Source organism: Pirellulales bacterium, from assembly GCA_019694455.1.
GTDB lineage: Bacteria > Planctomycetota > Planctomycetia > Pirellulales > JAEUIK01 > JAIBBY01.
Map to the genome: position 1 here is coordinate 50,247 of JAIBBY010000021.1, position 20,986 is coordinate 71,232.

Annotated in this window: 17 protein-coding genes; 6 read left to right on the plus strand and 11 right to left on the minus strand. The window is 63.9% G+C overall.

The genetic code is table 11. The annotated features are described in order from the left end of the window. Positions 1 to 68 precede the first annotated feature (68 nt). The 5 genes from K1X71_10520 to K1X71_10540 form a co-directional block, all read right to left on the minus strand. Positions 69 to 311, minus strand: coding sequence for a hypothetical protein (locus K1X71_10520; protein ID MBX7073570.1), 243 nt, complete (start codon positions 309 to 311; stop codon positions 69 to 71). Between the two features lie 73 nt (positions 312 to 384). Beyond that, positions 385 to 726, minus strand: coding sequence for an RND transporter (locus K1X71_10525; GenBank protein MBX7073571.1), 342 nt, complete (start codon positions 724 to 726; stop codon positions 385 to 387). Between the two features lie 41 nt (positions 727 to 767). Beyond that, the gene (locus tag K1X71_10530) at positions 768 to 3,890 is read right to left on the minus strand and encodes a CusA/CzcA family heavy metal efflux RND transporter (protein ID MBX7073572.1); all 3,123 of its coding nucleotides are present in this window, start codon (positions 3,888 to 3,890) and stop codon (positions 768 to 770) included. Positions 3,891 to 3,926: 36 nt separating this feature from the next. Beyond that, positions 3,927 to 5,558 (minus strand): efflux RND transporter periplasmic adaptor subunit, encoded by a 1,632-nt coding sequence (locus K1X71_10535; protein MBX7073573.1) that lies wholly within the window; start codon positions 5,556 to 5,558, stop codon positions 3,927 to 3,929. A gap of 121 nt (positions 5,559 to 5,679) precedes the next feature. Beyond that, the gene (locus K1X71_10540; GenBank protein MBX7073574.1) at positions 5,680 to 6,075 is read right to left on the minus strand and encodes a hypothetical protein; all 396 of its coding nucleotides are present in this window, start codon (positions 6,073 to 6,075) and stop codon (positions 5,680 to 5,682) included. A gap of 246 nt (positions 6,076 to 6,321) precedes the next feature. Between K1X71_10540 and K1X71_10545 the strand changes: the two genes are divergently transcribed. After that, complete coding sequence (locus K1X71_10545) at positions 6,322 to 7,827, plus strand: serine hydrolase (GenBank protein MBX7073575.1); 1,506 nt, start codon at positions 6,322 to 6,324, stop codon at positions 7,825 to 7,827. Between the two features lie 23 nt (positions 7,828 to 7,850). On the opposite strand, the gene K1X71_10550 is transcribed toward K1X71_10545, so the two are convergent. After that, positions 7,851 to 8,105 carry a hypothetical protein gene (locus tag K1X71_10550; protein MBX7073576.1) on the minus strand — a complete coding sequence of 85 codons (255 nt, stop codon included), beginning with the start codon at positions 8,103 to 8,105 and terminating at the stop codon, positions 7,851 to 7,853. Here K1X71_10550 and K1X71_10555 point away from each other — a divergent pair. Beyond that, positions 8,104 to 8,601 (plus strand): hypothetical protein, encoded by a 498-nt coding sequence (locus K1X71_10555; GenBank protein MBX7073577.1) that lies wholly within the window; start codon positions 8,104 to 8,106, stop codon positions 8,599 to 8,601. The two genes, K1X71_10550 and K1X71_10555, sit on opposite strands and share 2 nt — an antisense overlap. Positions 8,602 to 8,684: 83 nt before the next feature. Here the strand turns inward: K1X71_10555 and fusA are convergent, their stop codons facing one another. Further along, positions 8,685 to 10,763: an elongation factor G gene (fusA, locus tag K1X71_10560; protein ID MBX7073578.1), complete on the minus strand. Its 2,079-nt coding sequence runs from the start codon at positions 10,761 to 10,763 to the stop codon at positions 8,685 to 8,687. A 490-nt stretch (positions 10,764 to 11,253) separates the two neighbouring features. Between fusA and K1X71_10565 the strand changes: the two genes are divergently transcribed. Beyond that, positions 11,254 to 12,090, plus strand: a complete 837-nt coding sequence (locus K1X71_10565; protein ID MBX7073579.1) for a metallophosphoesterase — start codon at positions 11,254 to 11,256, stop codon at positions 12,088 to 12,090. Positions 12,091 to 12,096: 6 nt separating this feature from the next. Here the strand turns inward: K1X71_10565 and K1X71_10570 are convergent, their stop codons facing one another. Continuing rightward, positions 12,097 to 12,714, minus strand: coding sequence for a PEGA domain-containing protein (locus K1X71_10570; GenBank protein MBX7073580.1), 618 nt, complete (start codon positions 12,712 to 12,714; stop codon positions 12,097 to 12,099). Positions 12,715 to 12,961: 247 nt separating this feature from the next. On the opposite strand from K1X71_10570, the gene K1X71_10575 reads away from it, so the two are divergent. The 3 genes from K1X71_10575 (at position 12,962) to K1X71_10585 (ending at position 17,362) form a co-directional block, all read left to right on the plus strand. Continuing rightward, positions 12,962 to 14,266 carry a protein phosphatase 2C domain-containing protein gene (locus tag K1X71_10575; protein ID MBX7073581.1) on the plus strand — a complete coding sequence of 435 codons (1,305 nt, stop codon included), beginning with the start codon at positions 12,962 to 12,964 and terminating at the stop codon, positions 14,264 to 14,266. A gap of 104 nt (positions 14,267 to 14,370) precedes the next feature. After that, the gene (locus K1X71_10580) at positions 14,371 to 16,005 is read left to right on the plus strand and encodes a HAMP domain-containing histidine kinase (GenBank protein ID MBX7073582.1); all 1,635 of its coding nucleotides are present in this window, start codon (positions 14,371 to 14,373) and stop codon (positions 16,003 to 16,005) included. 4 nt (positions 16,006 to 16,009) lie between these two features. Then, complete coding sequence (locus K1X71_10585; protein MBX7073583.1) at positions 16,010 to 17,362, plus strand: sigma-54 dependent transcriptional regulator; 1,353 nt, start codon at positions 16,010 to 16,012, stop codon at positions 17,360 to 17,362. A 319-nt stretch (positions 17,363 to 17,681) separates the two neighbouring features. Here the strand turns inward: K1X71_10585 and lexA are convergent, their stop codons facing one another. The 3 genes from lexA to K1X71_10600 form a co-directional block, all read right to left on the minus strand. Further along, positions 17,682 to 18,290 carry a transcriptional repressor LexA gene (lexA, locus tag K1X71_10590; GenBank protein ID MBX7073584.1) on the minus strand — a complete coding sequence of 203 codons (609 nt, stop codon included), beginning with the start codon at positions 18,288 to 18,290 and terminating at the stop codon, positions 17,682 to 17,684. Positions 18,291 to 18,520: 230 nt separating this feature from the next. Continuing rightward, the gene (locus tag K1X71_10595) at positions 18,521 to 19,435 is read right to left on the minus strand and encodes a hypothetical protein (GenBank protein MBX7073585.1); all 915 of its coding nucleotides are present in this window, start codon (positions 19,433 to 19,435) and stop codon (positions 18,521 to 18,523) included. An 11-nt stretch (positions 19,436 to 19,446) separates the two neighbouring features. Then, positions 19,447 to 20,976, minus strand: coding sequence for a hypothetical protein (locus tag K1X71_10600; protein MBX7073586.1), 1,530 nt, complete (start codon positions 20,974 to 20,976; stop codon positions 19,447 to 19,449). Positions 20,977 to 20,986 lie beyond the last annotated feature (10 nt).

Sequence of the window (20,986 nt, forward strand, 5' to 3'; positions counted from 1 at the left end):
CCGCTCGCGATCCCAGTGTTCGAGTTGTTCGCGAGTGGGTTCACAAGACTTGTCGCCTGGCGCATTGGTCACGCCACTGGTTCCTGCTTACGACGATCGCGCTTACGCAAAGCCGCCATCTCCGCGATGTATTGATCGATATCGACCACATCTTCTAGCGCACCGGCGGAGCGAAGAATCCCCTCGCCCGGCGAAGCGCTCGGGTCGGCGCCAATCAGAATCACGCGCACCTGCTTGCCATCCAGGGCGCTTGGCGCGGCGTCGAGTTCAATGGTTCGCCCATGAACCACGCCATGCAGAATCTGCGTCATTCTCGAGATTCCTGGGATCAGTGGAGATAGCTGTAAGGTACTCTATCTCGTCAGAGAGGACGGCGCCCCCCCCTTACATCTCACGCGCTGGCGGCTTTTCGCCGTACTTGGCCTCGTACTGCGCCGCGAACTTTGCCTCGTGTTCGGGGTGACAGACAAAGCACTGCGAGTCGGGTCGATCGTGCTCCGCGCACCAATCTCCCTTCGCCTTGCAATCCGCCGCCGCTTTGCTGCTGCATAGCGCGCAGATTTCCTCGGGCACGCCGTGCTCCGGGCACCACCAACCGCCGTGGTCGTGGCCGTCGCTGGCTTGGGTCGCTTCGGCGACCGGCGCCGCCGGTTCGCTCTTGGCGCAACCGGACAAGAACAATCCGCCGGCGGCCGACAGCATCAACAGGCCATAAAAGCTCTTCATCGCAACTCCTTTTTTGTGGATAGTCAAACCTTCGTCGTTCGTTAAACCGTGGCCAACTCGCTGGCCGGCGCGGGCGCTGCGGACGCGCTGGCGCGGCGCAGGCCGGGAAACTGAAACACCAGATACAACACCCGCAGCACCAACAGCGACATCACCATCGAGCCGATCACGCCGCCAATCACCACCGTCGCCAAGGGGCGCTGCACCTCGGCGCCCATGCCGGTGTTGAAGGCCATCGGCAAAAATCCCAGGCTCGCCACGAGCGTGGTCATCAGCACCGGGCGCAAACGAGTGATAGCCGCCTGCGTCACCGCTTGATCGAGCGGCAAACCGCGATCGCGCAGTTGCCTGACGTAAGAAACCAGGATCATGTCGTCGAGTACGGCCACGCCCGACAGCGCCACAAACCCCACCGCCGCCGAAATCGAAAACGGCATATCGCGCAGCCACAGGGCGAAGATGCCGCCGACCCAGCCAAACGGCACGCCAGTGAATACCCGCAAGGCGTCGATCATGTTGTGATAGGTGAGGTAGAGCAATCCAAAGATCAACAGCCCCGCCAGCGGCACCACGATCATCAGTCGAGTGCGGGCGGATTGCAGATGCTCGAACTGCCCGCCGAACTCGACAAAGTAGCGGCCGGGCGGCAGCTTAAGTTCGTTTTTGATGCGGCGCTGCGCCTCGGCGACAAAACTGCCGACGTCGCGGCCGCGCACGTTGACCGCCACCGTCATACGGCGCTGCCCCCATTCGCGAGTGATGGTGGCGGGGCCTTCGACCAGCCGCAGCGTGGCCAACCGCGATAGCGGTAGTCGCTCCCCCGTCGCGGTCGGAATCAAGATCGAGCCGATGGCGTCGGCCCCGTCGCGCATCTCCTCGGGCAGTCGCACCACCAGCGGAAAGCGCAATTGCCCCTCGACCACCTCGCCCAGCGGCTTGCTCCCCAGCGACTCGACCACATCGGTCACCGCGCGAGCAGGCACGCCATAGCGGGCCAACTGCTCCTGATCGACTTTGATCTGCAGCACCGGCTGGCCGGTAAGTTGCTCGGCGGCCACGTCGGCGTTGCCGGGTATTTGCCGCAAGATCGCCTCGATCTCGGCGCCCTTTTGGGTGAGCACGTCCAGATCGTCTCCGTAGAGCTTCACCGCCACGTCGGTCCGCACGCCCGACACCATCTCGTTCATGCGCAGCTCGATGGGCTGCAAAAAGGCGAGTCGTTGGCCGGGCAAATCGCGCAGGTGCTTTTCAATCTTCGTGGTCAGCTCGGCCTGTGTGCGGGCCTGCGTCCAGTGCTCGCGCGGTTTGAGGGCGATGAACAAATCGGTGAGCTCCACGCCCATCGGATCGGTGGCGATCTCGGCCGAGCCGATGCGGCTCCACACGTGTTCGACCTCGTCGGGGAACTTGGCCAGGATGGCGCGCTCCATCTGCGTGTTGTAGCGCACCGAGTCGGCCAGATCGGTGCCGGTGAGCCGCACCACGCTCACGGCGATGGCGCCCTCGGACAAGCGGGGGATGAACTCCGAGCCCAAGTTCGGCGCGATCAGCGCAAAGGCGATGAACAGCACGCACGCCGCAAAGCCCATCACCGCCCCTTTGTGGTTCATCGAAAAGCGCAACAGCGGCGCGTGCAACCGATGCGCGATGCGCATCGGCAGCGGTTCGGTCTCGCGCAGCTTGAGCGGCAGCAGCAGGCTGGCGAGCACCGGCATCAGGGTCAGCGACAAGAACATCGAACCCAAGAGCGCAAAGATCACCGTCAGCGCCATGGGGCGAAACAGTTTGCCTTCGATTCCTTCGAGCGTGAGAATTGGCAGGTAGACGATCATGATAATCAGCTCGCCGAACATCGTGGGGCGGCGCACTTCCAGCGCCGCGTCGCGGACGATGTCGACCAGGCGCCGCCGTTCCGAATCGCCATGGGCAATGTGCCGCACGCAGTTCTCGACCATCACCACCGAGCTGTCGACGATCATGCCAAAATCGATGGCGCCCAGGCTGAGCAGGCTGGCCGCGATGCCAAACCGCCACATGCCCGAGAACGCGAACAGCATCGACAGCGGAATGGCCAGGGCCACGATGCAGGCCGCGCGCAGGTTGCCCAAAAAGGCGAACAGCACCGCGATGACCAACAGACCCCCTTCGAACAGGTTTTTCTGCACCGTGTGAATCACATGGTCCACCAACTCGGTGCGATCGTAGAGCGACACGATCTCCACGTTGGCGGGCAAGCTCGGTTTGATCTCTTCCAGCCGCTGCTTGAGGGCGCGAGTCACCTGATGTGGGTTCTCGCCCATCAGCATGAAGCCCAGCCCCATCACCACCTCTCCCTGACCGTCGACGGTGACGGCGCCGCGGCGAATCTCGGCGCCAATCTCCACATCGGCCACGTCGGAGACTTTGATCGGCACGCCGTCTTTGGCGGCGACCACGATGTTGCGTATCTCGTCCAGATTGGTGGTGCGTCCCACGCCGTGCACCAGCACGCTGCGCGTCCCCTCGCGTATCGCGCCGCCGCCGACGTTGCGGTTGTTGTCCTGCACGGCGCGAATCACGTCGTCGAAAGTCAGGTCGTGCTTGATCAGCCGATTCGGATCGATGCGGACCTGATACTGCTTTTCGAAGCCGCCCCAGCTATTCACCTCGGCCACGCCGCGCACGGTGCGCAGCTTGGGGCGAATGAACCAATCGTGAATGGTGCGCAGTTCGGTCGGGTCGTTGCCGCCGCCGCGCACCGCGTAGTGCAGTATCTCTCCCAGACCCGTCGCCACCGGGCCCATCTTGGGCCGACCAATGCCGGCCGCCAACTCCACCGTGGCCAAGCGCTCGTTGAGCAATTGCCGCGCGAAGTAGATTTCGACATCGTCGTCGAACGTCGCCACCACCTGCGAAAAGCCAAACTTGGAGACCGAGCGCACGTTGTGCAGGCCGGGCAATCCGCTGATCGCCTGCTCGATCGGAAAGGTGATCTGCTGTTCCACCTCTTCCGGCCCCAGGGCCGGCGCCACGGTGTTGATCTGCACCTGCACCGGCGTCGTGTCGGGAAAGGCGTCGATGTCGATCTGTCGCAGCGACAGCCCGCCCATCACCGCCATCGCGATCACCACCAGGATGACCAAGAACCGATTGCGTAGCGAAAAATCGATGATCCAATTCAGCACGCGCCGCTCTCCTTGCGTGTTGGCGTTGCGAATGCGCTAGTGCCCGTGCGCGCAGCCGCAGCCGGCGCCAAGGTTGCTCTTGAGCAATTGCGCTTGCAGCACATAGCTGTTCTTGCTGGCGATGACCTCGCCCGGCAACAGCCCGGCGATGATCTCGGTGGCGCCGTCCTCGCGCACGCCCAGCCGCACCTTGCGAACGTGAAAAAACTTGGGCGCGTCTTTCTGGAACCAATTCTTGTCGCGCACGAAGACAATGCTGCAATCGCCATCCCAGTGGATGGCTTCGCTAGGAACCATGATCGCCCGCGGCTCCTCGCGCAGCACGATGCGCCCCGTGCCAAAGGTGTTGGCCCGCAGTTCGCCATCCAGGTTTTCGAGCGTTGCCCGCACCGCCACCGAGCGAGTCTGCTCGTCGGCCGCCGTGCTGAGCCAGGCCACTGTGCCCCGCAAGATGGTTTCGTCCGCCGCGTCCGAGGGCTCGAACAACACCGCCTGCCCCATCTGCACGTAGTGCGCGTCTTCTTGTCGCACGGCCAGCGTGAGCCACATCTGCCGCGTGTCCGCCACGGTGAACAGCGTGGTGGCGGTGCTCACCACCTCGCCCGACACCACGTCGCGCTTCACCACCACGCCATCCAGCGGCGCCACCACGGGCAGCAAGTTGGAGGTCGTGGTGTTGGTGTCGATCGAAGCCACCACAAAACTCGGCAGGCCCAGGAACTGAATCTGTCGCGCGACTTCCTCGGCCGGCAGGTTGACCAGGTCCTTGGCGTCGATGCTCAGCCCCAGATTCACCAGCGCCTGCTGCGCGCTCAGGATGCTGATCTTGGCCGCTTCGAGCGCGGCCTCCGCCTCGCGCAGTTGCTTGCCCGGCACGGCGCCCTCGCGCGAGAGGGGAGTCAGCCGATCGACATGCGATTGCTGTAACCGCAGTTGCGGCAGCGCCTCGAGCAGGTCGGCCTTGTAGCGGCCCACCTCCGACGCGTCGATCAGCGCCAAAATGTCGCCCCGGCGCACCGGATCGCCCACCTGCTTTTCGACGCGCCACACCGTGCCATTGGAACGGCTCGCCAAATGCGCCTCGCGGTCGGCGTCGTACACCACCTCGCCATTGGCCGAGATCGCCTCGACCAGCGGTCGCTCTTCGACCACGGCGATATCCACCCCCGCCTTTTCCATGGCCTCGACCGAGGCGAATTGAATCCGCCGTTGATGCGTCAGGCAGCGGCTGCTGTTCTCAGCGCGGGGCCGCGTGTCCAAGGCGCGGCGGGCACGCTCCAAGTCGGCCGGCGTGATCGTCGGAGTCGCGGCAAGCTGCGCCACCTCGGGGTGTTCCAGCGGGCACTCGGCCACGCCATGCTCTTTGCACCAGCCATGCCATTTGCCCACCGGCGCTAGCGCCGGGTTGCACTCAATGCAGGCCGCCTCCGACACGTTGTGCGTGGTGCACCACATCTCGGGCTGGGCCGCGCCGCCGCTCATTAGTTCAGAGAATTTTGGCAATTGCCAATCGCTGAAGTGCCCGACCGCCGCCAGGCCGCCGAGCAATAGCAGCACCGCGCCGGTCGTGCCGATGCGGCCTAGCCACGCGCGGAGGCGCCCCGGTTGTCGCGGCGCAGGCGCCGAGTGGCCCGGCGAGGGCCAATCTTGTTGGGTGACAGTGGACATGGCAGGCTCCTCGAATCAATGCGAATGACAGCAGCGCGCCCGTGGCGTCAGACGCCAGCAGGCAAGACCAGGAGAGAGGCCGGCCAATGCGCGCCAGCGGCGCGTCGGTCGGCCGCGCGCGTCAAATGAGCAGCAATTGAAATTGCAGGTGCGCGCGGAGCGGCGGACCATGGGGAGCGCGAAATTCGACCAGCACGCGCTCCACTGGTGGCTCGATTGCGGGAGCGGGCGTCACCAGAACGGCGACCATTGGCGCCGCCGGGGCATCGAGCGACACCTTGCGCGTCAGCAGCGACTGGCAAGGCGCCGCGCAATCGATCTGGCAGGGACAAGGCGCAGGCGCCGGTTCGCCCGAGTTGTGCTCGTGCTGGCCTTTGTGCGGGCAGTCGCACGGATGCGCGGCATGGATCGCCAGCCGAGCGCCCTCTTCGCAGGCGGGCGCTTGATGCCAACAGCAGCCCAGCGCCGCGTGCAGCAGCAACAAGGCGGCGGTCAGATTGGCGACAAACGCGTGCACGAAATGGGGCTCCGAGGTCCGACGGCTATTTTACGGCCAGCGAACTGAGTGGGGCAATGCCAACCCCTTGAGAAGAAAATCGGACGAATTCCGCCCAAAATAAAGCATTCATACCCCACTGCTGGATTTTGGAGCTATTCTGGACGCTGCTCGACGCGTCCCGCGCTGCCGCGCGATCAATTGCAAGCGGCCATCGCGGCGCTCCGCGTTGTTTCATAGTGGTGGCCCTTGGGGAATATTGCGCCCATGACCGGTCGAAAACTTGCCTACGGGCTGCTGGCGTTGACGTTCGCTGTCTGCCGCCCGGCGACAGGAGCCGAACCGCTGGCGGGTGTCGACGCGTACGCCGCCAAGGCCATGGCCGACTGGCAAGTGCCCGGCATGGCCATCGCGGTGGTCAAAGACGACCAGGTGCTGCTGGCCAAAGGATACGGAACGCGCAAGCTGGGCGAGGACCAGCCGGTGGACAGCCAAACGCTGTTCGCCATCGGTTCGGCGAGCAAGGCGTTCACGGCGGCGGTGCTGGCGATCTTGATCGACGAGCAAAAGCTGGCCTGGGACGATGCGGCGATCCGTCACCTGCCAAACCTGGTGCTTTACGACCCCTATGTGACCCGCGAACTGACGGTGCGCGACCTGTTGTGCCACCGCTCGGGCTTGGCCCGCGCCGACATGCTTTGGTTTGGCAGCGACTACAACCGCGACGAAGTGCTGCGGCGGTTGCGCTACCTGAAGCCGAGTTGGAGTTTTCGCAGCCACTTTGGCTACCAAAACATCATGTACCTGGCGGCCGGACAACTGGCCGCGCAAGTCGCCGGCCAAAGCTGGGACGATCAGATCAAGCAGCGGCTGTTCCTGCCGCTGGGAATGAAGTCCAGCGTGACCAGCACCAACGACCTGGCGGGACGCAACAATGTGGCCACGCCGCACGCCAAGATCGACGACCAGGTGCAAGCGATCCCCTATCGCAACATCGACAACGTAGCGCCCGCCGGCTCGATCAACTCGTGCGTCGACGACATGTGCCAGTGGCTGCGGCTGCAACTGGGCCAAGGGGTCTACGCGGGCAATCGGCTCATCAGCGAGGCGGCAATCGCCGAGATGCAGGCGCCGCAAATGACCACGCCGCTCGATGACGAGATGCGGCAAAAATACCCCGACGCCCACCTGATGGCCTACGGACTCGGCTGGTTCTTGCACGATTATCATGGCCGCAAGATCGTCGAGCACGGCGGGCATATCGACGGCATGTCGGCCCAGGTGATGCTGGCGCCGGAGGAAAAACTGGGCGTGGTGGTGCTGATGAACAGCGGCGGCAGCATGCTGCCGAGGCCGATGGCGTTTTACCTGGTCGACCAGTTGCTAGGCACATCGTCGCGCGATTGGAGCGCCTACGAACTGGAACAGTTCCAAAAACAGGAGGCCAAGGACCAGGCGGAGAAGGCCAAGCAAGAAGCGGATCGCAAGACCGACACCAAGCCTTCGCTGCCGCTAACAGACTACGCGGGCGCCTACACCCACGAGTTGTATGGCGACGCGGTGGTGACCTGCGAGCAAGACAAGTTGGTGCTCGCCCGCGGGCCGGCCTTTGTGGCCGACTTGTCGCACTGGCACTACGACACCTTTTTGGCCCAGTTTCGCGATCGCTCACTGGAACCGGTATTGGTGACGTTTGCGCTGGGCGCCGACGGGCGAGTCGGCACGCTGGAATGGCCGACGCTGGGGCCGTATCAACGCCAGCAGGCGAAATAAGCCGGCCGAGGTTGGCCGGGCCGCTAGAATGGCGCCTCGACTACAAACGGAATGTTGATTTGGCCGGCGGCGGCGCCATGCGGCAGCACCACGCGCCGCGAGTCGCGTTCGCCGTCGACAATGACCAGCAACTCTCCCGCCGTCCCGGGCGCCAGTTCGCACGGCTTTGCGAAAACGAACGTGCGCCCGTTGGTCTTGGCCAACGGTATCTGTTCGCCATTGACGACAAAATAGCCCTCGACCGATGCCGAGTATCCGCCGTCGCGAAATATGCCCATGAGTGATCCAGTCAAGTTAGAACGAGCAGAACGCCATGTTAGCCGATTTTCATCCGACGCAAAGATCGCTGGTTATCTCGGTGGTGGCACGGATGGCGAAGTCTGGAAAACAACCATTCCAACGGCAATCAAAGTTTTCGGATACAACACCGGCTACGAAAACGAGAAGTATTGCTACCAGCGCCTCGCCGATTGGGGACTGACCGACACCATCGATGGCTTTCAAGTTCCGCGGATGCTGACCTTCGATGACGAGCTCAAGACCATCGAAATGGAATTGATGCTCACGCCACCCTATATCATCGATTTCGCCAAAGTGCGGTTTAGCGATCCAGAATTTGCCGACGAAACCCAGCAATATCATGAGCGCGAATGCGAGGAACTGTTCGAGCACAACTGGCCGGCGGTCCAATCGCTACTCGCGACGTTGGCAAGCTACCAGATCTATTACCTCGACCCTAAACCAGGGAACATCATGTTTCCTGACATGAAATAGCTGCGCCCGCTCCCTCCCACTACACAAAAAAACCCTCGGCGAAGCGCCGAGGGTTTTTGATACTCAACAAGATTCTGCGCGCCTTACTTGGCGCCGACCAGCATCGCCTTGCGCTCGGCCACCACTTCGGTCTGGATGGACGGCGGCACGCGGCGGTACTTCGAGAACTCCATCGTGAAGGTCCCTTGTCCCTGCGTCAGGCTGCGCAGATCGGTCGAATAGCCAAAGGTTTCAGCCAGCGGCACTTCGCCTTCGATGGTCGCGATCAGTCCCTTCATCTCGGTCGCCACGATCATGCCGCGGCGGCTGGTGAGATCGCCCACCACGTTGCCTTGGAACTGCGTCGGCACCTCGATCTCGATCTTCATGATCGGCTCCAGCAGCACCGGCTTGGTCTGCAGGAACGTCTCGCGGAAGCAGTTGCGGGCGCAGATCTGGAATGCCATGTCCGAGCTGTCGACGTCGTGATACGAGCCGTCGTCCAGCACCCCTTTGACGCTCACGATCGGGAAGCCGGCCACCGGTCCCTTGGAGAGCGAATCGCGAAAACCCTTCTCGACCGAAGGGATGTACTCCCGCGGAATGCGTCCGCCGACCACGTTGTCCTCAAAGATGAAGGCCTCGCCTTCCTCCTCGGTCAGCACTTCGAGCTTGCCGACGATGTGGGCAAACTGGCCAGAGCCGCCCGTCTGCTTCTTGTGGCGGAAGTTGAACGCGGCGGCGACCGTCGGCGCCTCGCGGTAGCTGACTTTCGGGGCGCCGACCTCGACCTCCACGTTGTACTCGCGGCGAATCCGCTCGACGTAGATTTCCAGGTGCAACTCGCCCATGCCGGAGATCAGCGTCTCGGCCGTCTCTTCGTCGGTCATCACGCGGAACGTGGGATCCTCGCGGCTGAAGCGCTGCAGCGCCTTGCCCAGCCGATCGACGCCATCGCGGGTGGTGGGAGTGACGGCCATCTTGATGACCGGCTCGGGGACGAACATCCGCTCCAGCGAGCAATACTTTTGCTCGCTGGAATAGGTGTCGCCGCTGGCCGAGTCGATGCCCATCACGGCCACAATGTCGCCGGCCGTGGCCTGCGGAATCTCTTCCTTCTTGTCGGCGTGGATGCGCACCAGGCGGCCGATGCGCTCCTTGCGACCAGTCCGTTGGTTGAAGTACGTCTCCCCCTTGGCGATCGTGCCTTGGTAGATGCGGGTGAAGGTAAGCTGCCCGTACGGGTCGTCGACGATCTTGAAGGCCATGCCGACGAGCGGCTTTTTCGGATCGGGCTCGAGCGGAAACTCCTGCTCGTCGACCACGGTGCGGGCTTTGATCTTGCGATCGATCGGCGACGGGAGGTAGCGGATCACCGCGTCCAGCAGCGGCTGCACGCCGGCGTTGCGGTAGGCGGTGCCCATGAACACCGGCGTCATGTCCTGCTCTTGCACGGCGTGGCGGGTGATGTCGTGGATCAGCGCCTCGTCGATCTCTTCCTCGGCCAGCAGCTTTTCCATTAGCTCGTCGCTGTACATGGAGAGCGCTTCCAGCATGTGCTGGCGATACTCGGTGGCCTGCTCCTGGAGGTCGGCGGGAATCTCTTCTTGCCGCACCTTTTCGCCGTTTTTGCCGTCGAAGTAGAGCGCCTTCATCGTGATCAGGTCGATCACGCCTTGGAACTTGTCTTCCTTGCCGATCGGAATCTGCATCAGCACCGCGTCGGCGTCGAGCTTCTCTTTGAGTTGCTTGGTCACTCGGAACGGGTCGCTGCCGGTGCGGTCCATCTTGTTGATGAACGCCAGCCGCGGCACGTGATAGCGCTTCATCTGGCGATCGACGGTGATCGATTGCGACTGCACGCCACCCACCGCGCACAAGACGAGCACGGCGCCATCGAGCACGCGCAAGCTGCGCTCGACTTCGACCGTGAAATCGACGTGGCCCGGCGTGTCGATCAGGTTGATCTGATGGTCTTCCCACTCCACCGTGGTGGCGGCGCTGGTGATAGTGATGCCGCGCTCTTTTTCCAGTTCCATGTGGTCCATGGTGGCGCCTTCGCCCCGCACTTCCTGAATGCGGTGAATGCGGCCGGCATAAAACAGAATGCGCTCGCTCAGGGTCGTCTTGCCAGAGTCGATATGGGCCGAGATGCCGATATTGCGCAGTTTGCTGAGTTCCATGGCTACTGTCTCAAACGAAAAAGAACGGGCTGAAATGGTTTCCTAGTGAGCGAATTTTGCGCCAAGCGCACAACCTACACGCACGCGGCGTCGTCGGACGCCTTTTTCAAAAGGGGAACGCTAGCCCGGAGGACCCAGGCAGGGGGGCCTGAAAGGCTCCCTCTCCCGATCCCGCGGACAAGGAGAGCTTCCAGGAAGGAACCCCGCGCAACGGCGGCACGCGCAAGGTGTCCTATATATTACTCATTTTCGGCCGGCGGCGAAGAGCAAATCTAGCCCGAAATTCTCCCGATTCACCAAAGTTTCACCGAACGGCCGCTACGGCGACTCACTTATCTACGAACACTGGCCGGCTAAGTTCGCTAAGATCGACGCTTTAGGGTCTCCCCGACCAGTCGCCGCCAACCGCCTCAATCCGCCCCGACCGCGTGGCGCTGGCGCCCCCCCGCACGGGACATTTTGCACCGCGCCAGCCAGCCGCCGACCCCCCATGAAGCTCTTTGCCATCAGCGATTTGCACGTCGGCCACCCCGAAAACCGGCAGGCGATCGTCGACTTGCCGCCACATCCCGACGATTGGCTGATCGCCGCCGGCGACTTGGGAGACAGTCTCGAACAGATCGACGACGCGCTCGCGCTACTGACTGGGCGGTTCGCTCAGGTGATCTGGACCCCCGGCAACCACGACCTCTATACCGTGGAAGACGATGGCCCGCGCGGCGTCGACCGCTACCAGCAGTTAGTGGAACTGTGCCGGCGCCGAGGCGTGCTTACGCCCGAAGACGACTACCCGCTCTGGCCGGGCGACGGGGGGCCGCACGTCATCGCCCCAACCTTTGCGCTCTACGACTACTCGTTTCGGCCCGACGACGTGCCCGAGGGACGCGAAATAGCCTGGGCGCTGGAGAGCAACCTGTTTTGCTCGGACGAGACCTATCTCTATCCCGATCCCTTCGCCAACCGCCGCGCGTGGTGCGCGGCGCGCGTCGAGTTGACCGAAGCCCGCCTGGCCGAAGTGGCCTGGCGGCACCCGCTGGTGCTGGTCAATCACTGGCCACTGCTGCGCGAGCATGCCAAGCTGCCCGCCGTGCCGCGTTTCTCCATCTGGTGTGGCACGCGGCGCACCGAAGAGTGGCATCGCCGGTTTGGCGCGGCGGTGGTGGTGTATGGCCACCTGCACATCCGCCGCACCACACTGCAAAACGATACGCGGTTCGAAGAAGTCTCGCTCGGCTACCCGCGCCAATGGCGACAGCGCCGCGGACTGCAATCGTACCTGCGCGAGATTCTGCCCGGCCCCAGCCGCAAAAGCTGGCTCCCCTGGTAGCAGGCGTCAGCGCGGGGGCGGGGTCGGCAGCGGCACTGCGCCGGCTGGCACTGCGCCGGCGGGCATTGCTGGCGGCAAAGATTGTTGACTGGGGAGCACCGTGGCCGGGGCGGCGACCGGCGGGTTGCTGATATCGATGCGGCTGCCCATCCGCAGGTTCTCGGCCCGCTCGAGCAGTTGATCGATGGGGGTCAATCGCTGCGGGGTCATCTTAAAGGTCAGCGATCGCTCGTCGCGCATTTCGAACGGCACAAAGTTGTCGCTCACAAAATCGAGGGGCGGTATCTGATACCACGGCGGCAAAAAGCGGTGATCGACCGTCAACGTTTCGTAGCCATCCTTGACGATGCGAATCCGTCGCTTGCCGTAATAGGTGAAATAGCTCGAACACGGCGTCGTGCCAATTTGGATATGGTCCACATAGACCAAGGCGCCCGGCGGATCGGTGCGAATGGTCAACCGGCGCTGCACACAACCAGTCTGCGATGCCGCCAACAGCAGCGCGGCCAGCCACAGCCAGCGCGCAATGCCAGCCGGCAGACGCGGCGCAAGACACCGAATTAGATGGCTGGCAATCACGGCGCGAGGGCAAGCACCAGGGCACCAATGGGACGCGGGGGGCATTTCTCCCGCCAAAAATGGGCCGCGGAGTATAGCGATGGCCGCCCGCCGGCGGCCAGAGCGATTGAGGTCGCTGGCAATCCGGTCCTGGGGGCGTCGGCCACGGCGACAATCTTTCCCATTCCCACTGCCCCGCCAGACTTCCCGAGTTGCCGCCGGTGTGCAACTATGGCAGCTTGCCAGGCCAATGTAGAATCTGGGCGAGCAAGCCGCACTGCTCGCCATCAATTGTTTTGCAAGCGCCAACTTCATGGATCACGAGTCAACCACGTGGCAGAGCGGCATCAGCCATGCGGTCCGTAGCGACATTGGGCTGCGGCGCGCGAACAACCAAGACTCATACGCGGTGGCGCTGGCCAATAGCGAAGACGCCTGGCTGGCGCGCGGACACTTGTTTCTAGTGGCCGATGGCATGGGCGCGCACGCGGCCGGCGAGTTGGCCAGCAAGCTGGCGGCCGACGTCGTGCCGCAAACCTACCGCAAGCATGCCGAACTGCCGGCGCCCGACGCCATTCATCTCGGCGTGCAAGAAGCCAACAGCGTGATTCACGCCCGCGGTCAGGCCAACGCCGAATTTCACGGCATGGGCACCACCGGCAGCGTGCTGTTGCTGCTGCCCCAAGGCGCGCTGGTCGCGCATGTGGGAGACAGCCGCGTCTACCGTCTGCGCGGACAGCAATTGGAGCAACTCACGTTCGATCACAGCCTGGCCTGGGAGATGATGTCGTCCGGCCACTTGAGCGACGAGCAGCTTCCCGCCTCGGTGCCGCGCAACATTATCACCCGTTCGCTCGGCCCGTCGCCGCAGGTCGAGATCGATCGAGAAGGCCCCTATCCGCTGGCGGTGGGAGACACCTTCTTATTGTGCAGCGACGGCCTCAGCGGGCAGGTGACCGACGACGAAATGGGGCAGATCCTGGTGACACTCGACCCCGAGGAAGCGGCCCAGGCGCTGGTCGATCTGGCCAATCTGCGCGGCGGGCCCGACAACATCACAGTGATCGTCGCCAAGGTGACCAGTCCCAGGCTCATCAGCCATGCCGACACTGGCTGGACCGCCGCGGCGGCAGAGAGCGAGTCGGCAGATTACATGCGGCTGCTGTTTTGGGGGATGTCGCTGGTGGCGCTATTTGCCGCGATGAGTTTTGGCGCCGCGCGCTACTGGGCGGCCGCTGGGCTCGGCGCCACCGTCGCCGCCGCGTTCGCCGCAGCGGCCTATGTCACGCATGGCGGGCGCCGTGCGCTGCAAGAGCATGTGGGGGGCGAGGCGCGTTATGGCCGGGGGCCCTATCGCACGCGGCATTGCCTGCCCGATCGCCGCGTGGCCGATGAGTTGGCCAAGATCGTGGGTCAACTGCGGCAGGCGGCGACGGACGGGAATTTTGCCGTCGATTGGAGCCGCTTTCGCGGTTGGGAAGAGGCCGCCGTGGCCGCCGCCGAACGCAGCGATTACGCCATTGCCATTCGCTCTTATTGCCGCGCCATGAGCAGCATGATGCAACAGTTGCGCAATCAAAGTTCCGGCGGTACTTCTGCTGGCGCCGGGGCCAACTGACAGCGGTGGCTTCGCCCCCGCGCCCAGTCCCCCCGCCCCGCGCGACTTCTCTTGCCTGTTTCATTTGAAGCCGGTTACACTCCGGCCCCCATGCAGGAGCGACGATGCTCCAGGGTTCCACTTCGCCGCGCGGCAAGGAGGTCGCGTTGCTCTCGCGCTGGCCCATTCGCAACAAGCTGCTCGTCGGACTGGCGCTATTGGTCGTCATTGTGGCGATTGCGTCGGGCAGCGGTTTGTATGGCCTCTATGCCTACAAGTGGATGGTCAAGAGCCTCAGCTCGCGGGCCAACGAGTTGCCGCTGACCACGGCGCTGATTCGCCACATGAGCGACTTGCGAGTGGTCTTCGCCGAGGCGCACGCCCGCCGCGGCGACGTCTACGTGGCCGACGATGCCGATCCGCTCGACGAGTTGTTGCGCCGCGATGTGACACGGCGGTTGGCGACCATCCGCGGAGTGCTCGACCGCTATGGCAATCAGCTCGACTTCAACGAGTTTCGCGTGGAGACGATGAGCGCCGGCCGACACGAGCGGCGCACGTTCGACCAGATGCAGCGGCTGTTCGACACTATGTCGCGGCTCTGCGGCCAGAGCGATTGGCTGGCGCGCCCGGCCGATCGCGCGCGGCTCTACGTGTTGGCCAGCCAGTTGGAAGAGCTGGCCTGCAAGCTCCCCGCGATCCTGCACGAGCGCATGCAAGAGCTGGCCAGCGACGTGCGCGGCCAGTATCGCAGCCTCATCTATTTGAGCTGGATCACCACCATCATCGGCGGCCTGCTGTTGGCGCTGCTGGTCAAATTGTTCTACGACTGGATCTTTCGTCCGCTGCGCGTGCTCATCAAGGGTTCGCGGCGCGTGGCGCTGGGACAGTTCAATTACCGCATCGTGCTCGACTCGCGCGACGAGATGGCCGAATTGGCCGACGCGCTCAACGACATGACGGCCCGCTTTCGCTCGATTCGCGACGATCTGGATCGCCAGGTGCAAGAGCGCACCAAAGAGGTGGTCCGCAGCGAACGCTTGGCCAGCGTGGGTTTTTTGGCCGCCGGCGTCGCCCACGAGATCAACAACCCCTTGGCCTCGATCGCCATGTGCGCCGAATCGCTCGAAGGCCGGCTGACCGACGTGCTGGGCGAAGCTAATGGCGAGGGCGCCGTCGCCCGGCAATATCTGTCGATGATTCAGACCGAGGCGTTCCGCTGCAAGGACATCACCGAACGGCTGCTCGACTTCTCGCGAATGGGAGACGTGCAGCGCCAAGACACCGAACTGCGCGAACTGGTGCAAGGCGTGATCGACATGGTCGGCCATCTGGGCAAATACCACGACAAGCAGATCGTGCTCGCCGCCGGACCGCCGGTCCATGCGCTTGCCAACGCTCAGGAAATGAAACAAGTGGTGCTGAATCTGCTCACCAACGCGCTCGACAGCATCGACACCGGCCAGCAGGTCGACGTGCGCTTGCAGGCCGAGCGCGACCATGTGGAGCTGCTCGTGGCCGACAACGGCTGCGGCATGCCCCCCGACGTGCTCGAACATTTGTTCGAGCCGTTCTTCACCCGCAAACGGGGCGGGCAAGGCACCGGCCTGGGGCTTTCGATCACGTATCGCATCATCGCCGATCACGGGGGGCGCATCACGGCGCACAGCGCCGGAACGGGACAGGGGTCGCAGTTTCGCGTCACGCTGCCGCGTGCCGCCAGCCAACAGGAGTCGCGCCATCGCTACCAAGCCGCGTAAACCACTGCGTCTGTTGTTTGCCGACGACGAACGATCGCTGCAAGAGCTGATGAGCCTCGAGCTGCCGCGCTTAGGGCACGAAGTGACCGTCTGCCCCGACGGCCTGACCGCTGTCGCCGCGCTCGAACGCAACATCTACGACGCGATTCTCGTCGATCTCGATATGCCCGGCCTGCACGGCTTGCAGGTGATTGCGCGGGCCAAGGAGCTGTCGCCCGACACCGAGGCGATCGTGCTCACCGGCAAAAGCTCTTTGGAGACGGCCGTGGGCGCGCTGCGGCATGGCGCCTTCGACTATCTGACCAAGCCGTGCAAGCTGGCCGAGCTCGATTCGCTGCTCGCCCGCGTGGCCGAAAAGCGCGAGCTGACCAACAAATATCGCGCCCTCAAACATCAGTTGGAACGGATCGAAGGCAAGTCGCAACTGGTGGGTGACACTCGCCCCATGCAACGCTTGCGCGACCTGATCGCCAAGGTGGCGCCGACCAGCTCCACGGTGCTGCTGTTGGGCGAGACCGGCACCGGCAAGGAACTGGCCGCCCGCGCCGTGCACGACCAAAGCCTGCGCGCCGAGCAGCCGTTTGTGGCGATCAACTGCGGCGCGCTGCCAGAGAGCCTGATCGAGAGCGAGCTGTTTGGGCATCGCCGCGGGGCGTTCACCGGCGCCGACGAGCATCGCGTGGGTCTGTTTGAGGTGGCCAACGGCGGCACGCTGTTTCTCGACGAGATCGGCGAACTGCCCAAGGGGATGCAGGCCAAGCTGCTGCGCTTTTTGGAGAGCGGCGAAATTCGCCGCGTCGGCGATAACAATTCGTTCACCGTCGATGTGCGCGTGGTCTGCGCCACGCACCGCAACGTCGAAGACATGGTGGCCCAGGGAGAATTTCGCGAAGACCTGATGTTCCGTATCAACACCTTCGAGATTCGCCTGCCTCCCTTGCGCGAACGCATCGACGATCTGCCGCGCCTGGCCGGCCACTTGCTGCGCCGCGTGCGCAGCGGCGTGCGGCCCGGGCAAGAGCCGTTCACCCCCGACGCCATCAAGTCGCTCGAAGCGCATCACTGGCCGGGCAACGTGCGCGAACTGGCCAACGTGATCGAGCACGCCGCCATCTTGTGCGAAGAGTTGCCGATCGACGCCGAACATCTACCGCAGCGGTTCGCCGCGCGTCGCATGGCGACGCCGTTCAAGCTGGTCGGCACGCAAACGCTGCGCGAGATCGAATTACAAGTGATCCAGCAAGTGCTGGAGCGCCACGGCGGCAACAAACCGCGCGCGGCCGAGGAGTTGGGCATCAGCCTGAAGACGCTTTACAACAAGCTGAATCAGGTGAACCAGCTTGAGCAATCGGCGTAACGCCCGCGCGGCCTTCGATCTTCCACCTCGCCCCCACGGCGCAACTCCACAGTGCAGTCGCAGGCCTGCCAAGCCTCGCGCGAGTCAATATCAGCCTTCGCCCCCGCGCTAGCCGCGGGAGAAGGTGGCCGATAGGCCGGATGAGGGGGCAAGCACTTCTGCTCTGCTAGTGCGGTGTGACAAGTAAGAACGTTGAAACGCCAAGGCGCAATGACGCCAAGACGCAGAGAGCAGAAAAGAGGACGCTTGTTGACGCGCCAGTGTATGTGCTTGGCCAACGGCCAAGCAGTCACCGTAGCCTAGGGCATCGCCCTAGTTGCTAGTTCACGCAGCGGACCACGCCGACCAGCACGCCCAGCACCTGCGCGTTGGTCACATAGATCGGCGGCATCGAAGAATTGGCCGGCTGCAAACGCACGCGCTTCCCCTCCGGGAACCAGCGCTTGAGCGTCGCCTCTCCCTCGTCGGTCATGGCCACCACCGTCTGCCCCTTGCGGGCCTGCTCCTGCTTGCGAATGACGACAAAGTCGCCATCGGCGATCTGGTCTTCGATCATCGAGTCCCCCGCCACCTTCAGCACGAACAGGTCCCCCGAGTCGCCGCTGAAAATCTCGGAGAAGTCGATCCGCTCGTTCTGCTCGATCGCCTCGTGCAGCACCCCCGCCGCGATCCGTCCGGTCAGCGGCAGTCCCTTGTTCTCGGGCTGGTCGGTGGTGAGCATGATTGCCCGCGACATATTGGGCTCGCGATTGATGAGCCCCTTCTTTTCGAGCGCCTTGAGGTGGCACATCACGCCGTTGGGCGAACTGATCTCGAAGTGGGCGCCGATCTCGCGCACTGTGGGGCCGTAGCCGCGACTGCGAATCTTCTCGCGAATGAATTCGTAGACTTCGCGTTGTCGCTCGGTCAATTTGTCGAGCTCGTTCATGGCGGCGCCTTTGATGGGAATGTGGGCGAACAAAACCGCGTCAGCAGGCCGAGCGGGTCGAACTGTGAGCCGATTTTGTCCCTAGTAATATGGACAAGGAATCGACGTTTCGTCTCCTCAAGTTTAATATACGCGTGTACATAGTCAATAGCGTTTGTACAGTGCGGGCCGATATGCCGCGAAACGCCGGGAAAATGGCCAGATTTGACCGGCGCGCGTGAACGACGCCTTCAAATTTTCTCCCCCGCCGCTCCCTTGCAGTACGCCACAAACTGCTCACCCCAACTCGGGTACTCCGGCGCGAACGCCCCCGGCCAAAACACCACCAATGGCGTCGTCGAGCAGGGGTAGCGCCGCGCGCGCTCGGCCGCCCACGGATGATTCAGCTCCAGTCCCACCTGCCACGCAGTCGCCAGGTCGTAGCCGCCCGGTTCGTACCGGCCGCTCCAGCCCGCGCCGCCGCGCCGTTGATTGGTCCCCAAGGCCACAAAGCAGGCCACCGGCATTCCATCTGACCGCGCGACCGTGCGGCGATAAATCTCCTGGTTCACCCCCCATTCACTGAAGTAGAGCGAGCACGAGTTGATCTCGCCCGGCGCGTTTGGCGGATGCCAGTCGGCCGGTAGCCAGCCATCGTCGCCGGCGTTGTTCGGCTGCACCGCTCCGCGCTCGTAATAAATAATCCGCGCCGCGGGCAAGCAGTCTCGCGCCAGGCGATCAAGCCAACGATACTTTTCCAGTAGCGCCTCGGCGTCTTCGTTGGCGGCGCGCCAATGCTCGACATCAATCACCAGATGCGTCACCGACAGGTCGGCCACTAGCGCAAGTCGCGCGCGGTAGTCGGCCAGATCGGCCAGAAACTCGCCGCCGATGCTCGTCGCTGGCAGCTTGGCTTGACGCATCCGCTGATATGGCGAGCTCGCTACGCAAACCGGCGCCGCCAGCTCGCGCGTCACGCGCGCCTGCTCCGGCGTGAACCACTCCAGCGACAGGGGTACGCTGCCGGTGATCCGCGCGTATTCGGCCAGCAGCGCCCGCTGCTCGGGCAGCCACATCGGGAAGGTCATCGTCCCCGGCCGCGCCTGAAATGGCCACGACAGATGCGGCTTGGCCAGCTTTTTGAGCGACTGCAGCGCTTCCAGCATCAGGCGTCTCCTCATTCAAAACGTTCAATGAAGTAAATACCGAACCACGGCGGTATGTGCTTTGCCTCGGGCGAGTTGGGTAGCGCATGATCGTGCGGGTTGGGCGTGAGCGTGTGCGCCAGCGGCGGCAACGCGTGAACGTGCGGATTGGGGGTTAATTCGTGCGACAACTCGGGCACGCTGTGCCGGTGCGGATTTGGCGTGATCTCGTGCGAATGTGCCGGGATGGTGAAGCTAATGCCGCTCACCACCAGGTCGTCGGCCACGTCGGCGGCGTTGAGCGTCAGCCCGGCCGCGATCGCGCCGATCGAAACCGTGTGCAGGTGTCCCGGATCGGAAACGACGTGGCTGAGATTGTTGTTCTCGCTGGTTGTGCCGTGGCCGAGGCCAATGTTGTTCACGAACACATCGACATTGCCCGCGCCAACGGCGTATTGAATCGTGCCGGTGTCCAGTACGGTGTGCTGGTGCGCGGCGTGCTGCGGAATGGTGACGCCGGTCGTATTGCTCGACGTGCTGACCGCCCCAGAGCCGCCCAGCGGAATAGTTCCGGCGCCGGCGATCGTGCCCGAGGCCGTGCCGCCGGTGGCGCCCGCCGACGAGACGATGAGATACTCCGTGCCGGTGTCGAAGGCGTCATGCGGCGCGAGGGTGAGCGTGGTCGGGTAGGTGAGAACATCGTCGTGCGCGGCGATGGAGAGCGCGCGCGGATCGGTGGCCAGTCCCGCCGCGCGGTAATCGTGCAGGTGCCGCTTCTCGCCGCCGGTCGTTAGCGGCACGACGGCGGGGATGTCCTCGTCGCTGGTCGTCACGCCGACCGGAAAGCGCCCCTCGGCGCTGGCCAGTATCCGCCAGCCGCCGCGCACATCGGTCTCGATGCCGCGCCACAGTTTGACCGTGCCAAGCGGATCGTCGAGATAGTCGCTGACGCAGATCGCCGCGCCATTGGCGTCAAGCTGATAGGCGATCACGTCGCCGGCCCGCACATTGGGATCGCCAAAACCGCTGCGCGGCAGATAAACCGAGACCGGTAGCGGGCTGCCGCCGCCATCCAGCGCCAGCGCGCCGCTCTTGTCGGTCGCCTGCTGACAACTGACCGTCGAGTTGTTTCCGCTGGCATTGGCCCAGTTGGCGATCGCCTTCGCCCACCGTAGCGCCGACTCGCGCGCCGCCATCACCTGCACGCGGCCGTCGATCGCCCCGCCCACAATGCGATAGCCCGGCTTGTCGCGGGCAAGCGTCCATTGTCCGGCGACAGGCCCCCACATCTCTCCCACGACCGGCGTATGCAGCGTGTCGTAGGCGGCATAGCACGGTAGATCGCTGGTGCAGCTTCCCAGTCCGTCGGCATCAACCGCGAACGGGCCATTGAAGAGTCCCGTCGCCCCCTCGCCGTTGGGCTGGCCCACGCGCAGCACCGCTTCGCCCGCAAGTTCAACCACGCCCAGCGGGCGCAGCGCGGCGAAGGCGGGGATTGACTGCCCCGCGTCGTTGCGAAACGCGAGCCAGCGAATCGAGTTGCCAGACGGTGCAAAGGTCATCGGTTGCTCA

Excerpts from the sequence above, each read along its gene's own strand:
- K1X71_10520 (MBX7073570.1), bottom strand. The coding sequence starts at position 311 with ATGACGCAGATTCTGCATGGCGTGGTTCATGGGCGAACCATTGAACTC.
- K1X71_10525 (MBX7073571.1), bottom strand. The coding sequence starts at position 726 with ATGAAGAGCTTTTATGGCCTGTTGATGCTGTCGGCCGCCGGCGGATTG.
- K1X71_10535 (MBX7073573.1), bottom strand. The coding sequence starts at position 5,558 with ATGTCCACTGTCACCCAACAAGATTGGCCCTCGCCGGGCCACTCGGCG.
- K1X71_10545 (MBX7073575.1), top strand. The coding sequence starts at position 6,322 with ATGACCGGTCGAAAACTTGCCTACGGGCTGCTGGCGTTGACGTTCGCT.
- K1X71_10555 (MBX7073577.1), top strand. The coding sequence starts at position 8,104 with ATGAGTGATCCAGTCAAGTTAGAACGAGCAGAACGCCATGTTAGCCGA.
- K1X71_10550 (MBX7073576.1), bottom strand. The coding sequence starts at position 8,105 with ATGGGCATATTTCGCGACGGCGGATACTCGGCATCGGTCGAGGGCTAT.
- fusA (MBX7073578.1), bottom strand. The coding sequence starts at position 10,763 with ATGGAACTCAGCAAACTGCGCAATATCGGCATCTCGGCCCATATCGAC.
- K1X71_10565 (MBX7073579.1), top strand. The coding sequence starts at position 11,254 with ATGAAGCTCTTTGCCATCAGCGATTTGCACGTCGGCCACCCCGAAAAC.
- K1X71_10570 (MBX7073580.1), bottom strand. The coding sequence starts at position 12,714 with ATGCCCCCCGCGTCCCATTGGTGCCCTGGTGCTTGCCCTCGCGCCGTG.
- K1X71_10575 (MBX7073581.1), top strand. The coding sequence starts at position 12,962 with ATGGATCACGAGTCAACCACGTGGCAGAGCGGCATCAGCCATGCGGTC.
- K1X71_10580 (MBX7073582.1), top strand. The coding sequence starts at position 14,371 with ATGCTCCAGGGTTCCACTTCGCCGCGCGGCAAGGAGGTCGCGTTGCTC.
- lexA (MBX7073584.1), bottom strand. The coding sequence starts at position 18,290 with ATGAACGAGCTCGACAAATTGACCGAGCGACAACGCGAAGTCTACGAA.
- K1X71_10595 (MBX7073585.1), bottom strand. The coding sequence starts at position 19,435 with ATGCTGGAAGCGCTGCAGTCGCTCAAAAAGCTGGCCAAGCCGCATCTG.
- K1X71_10600 (MBX7073586.1), bottom strand. The coding sequence starts at position 20,976 with ATGACCTTTGCACCGTCTGGCAACTCGATTCGCTGGCTCGCGTTTCGC.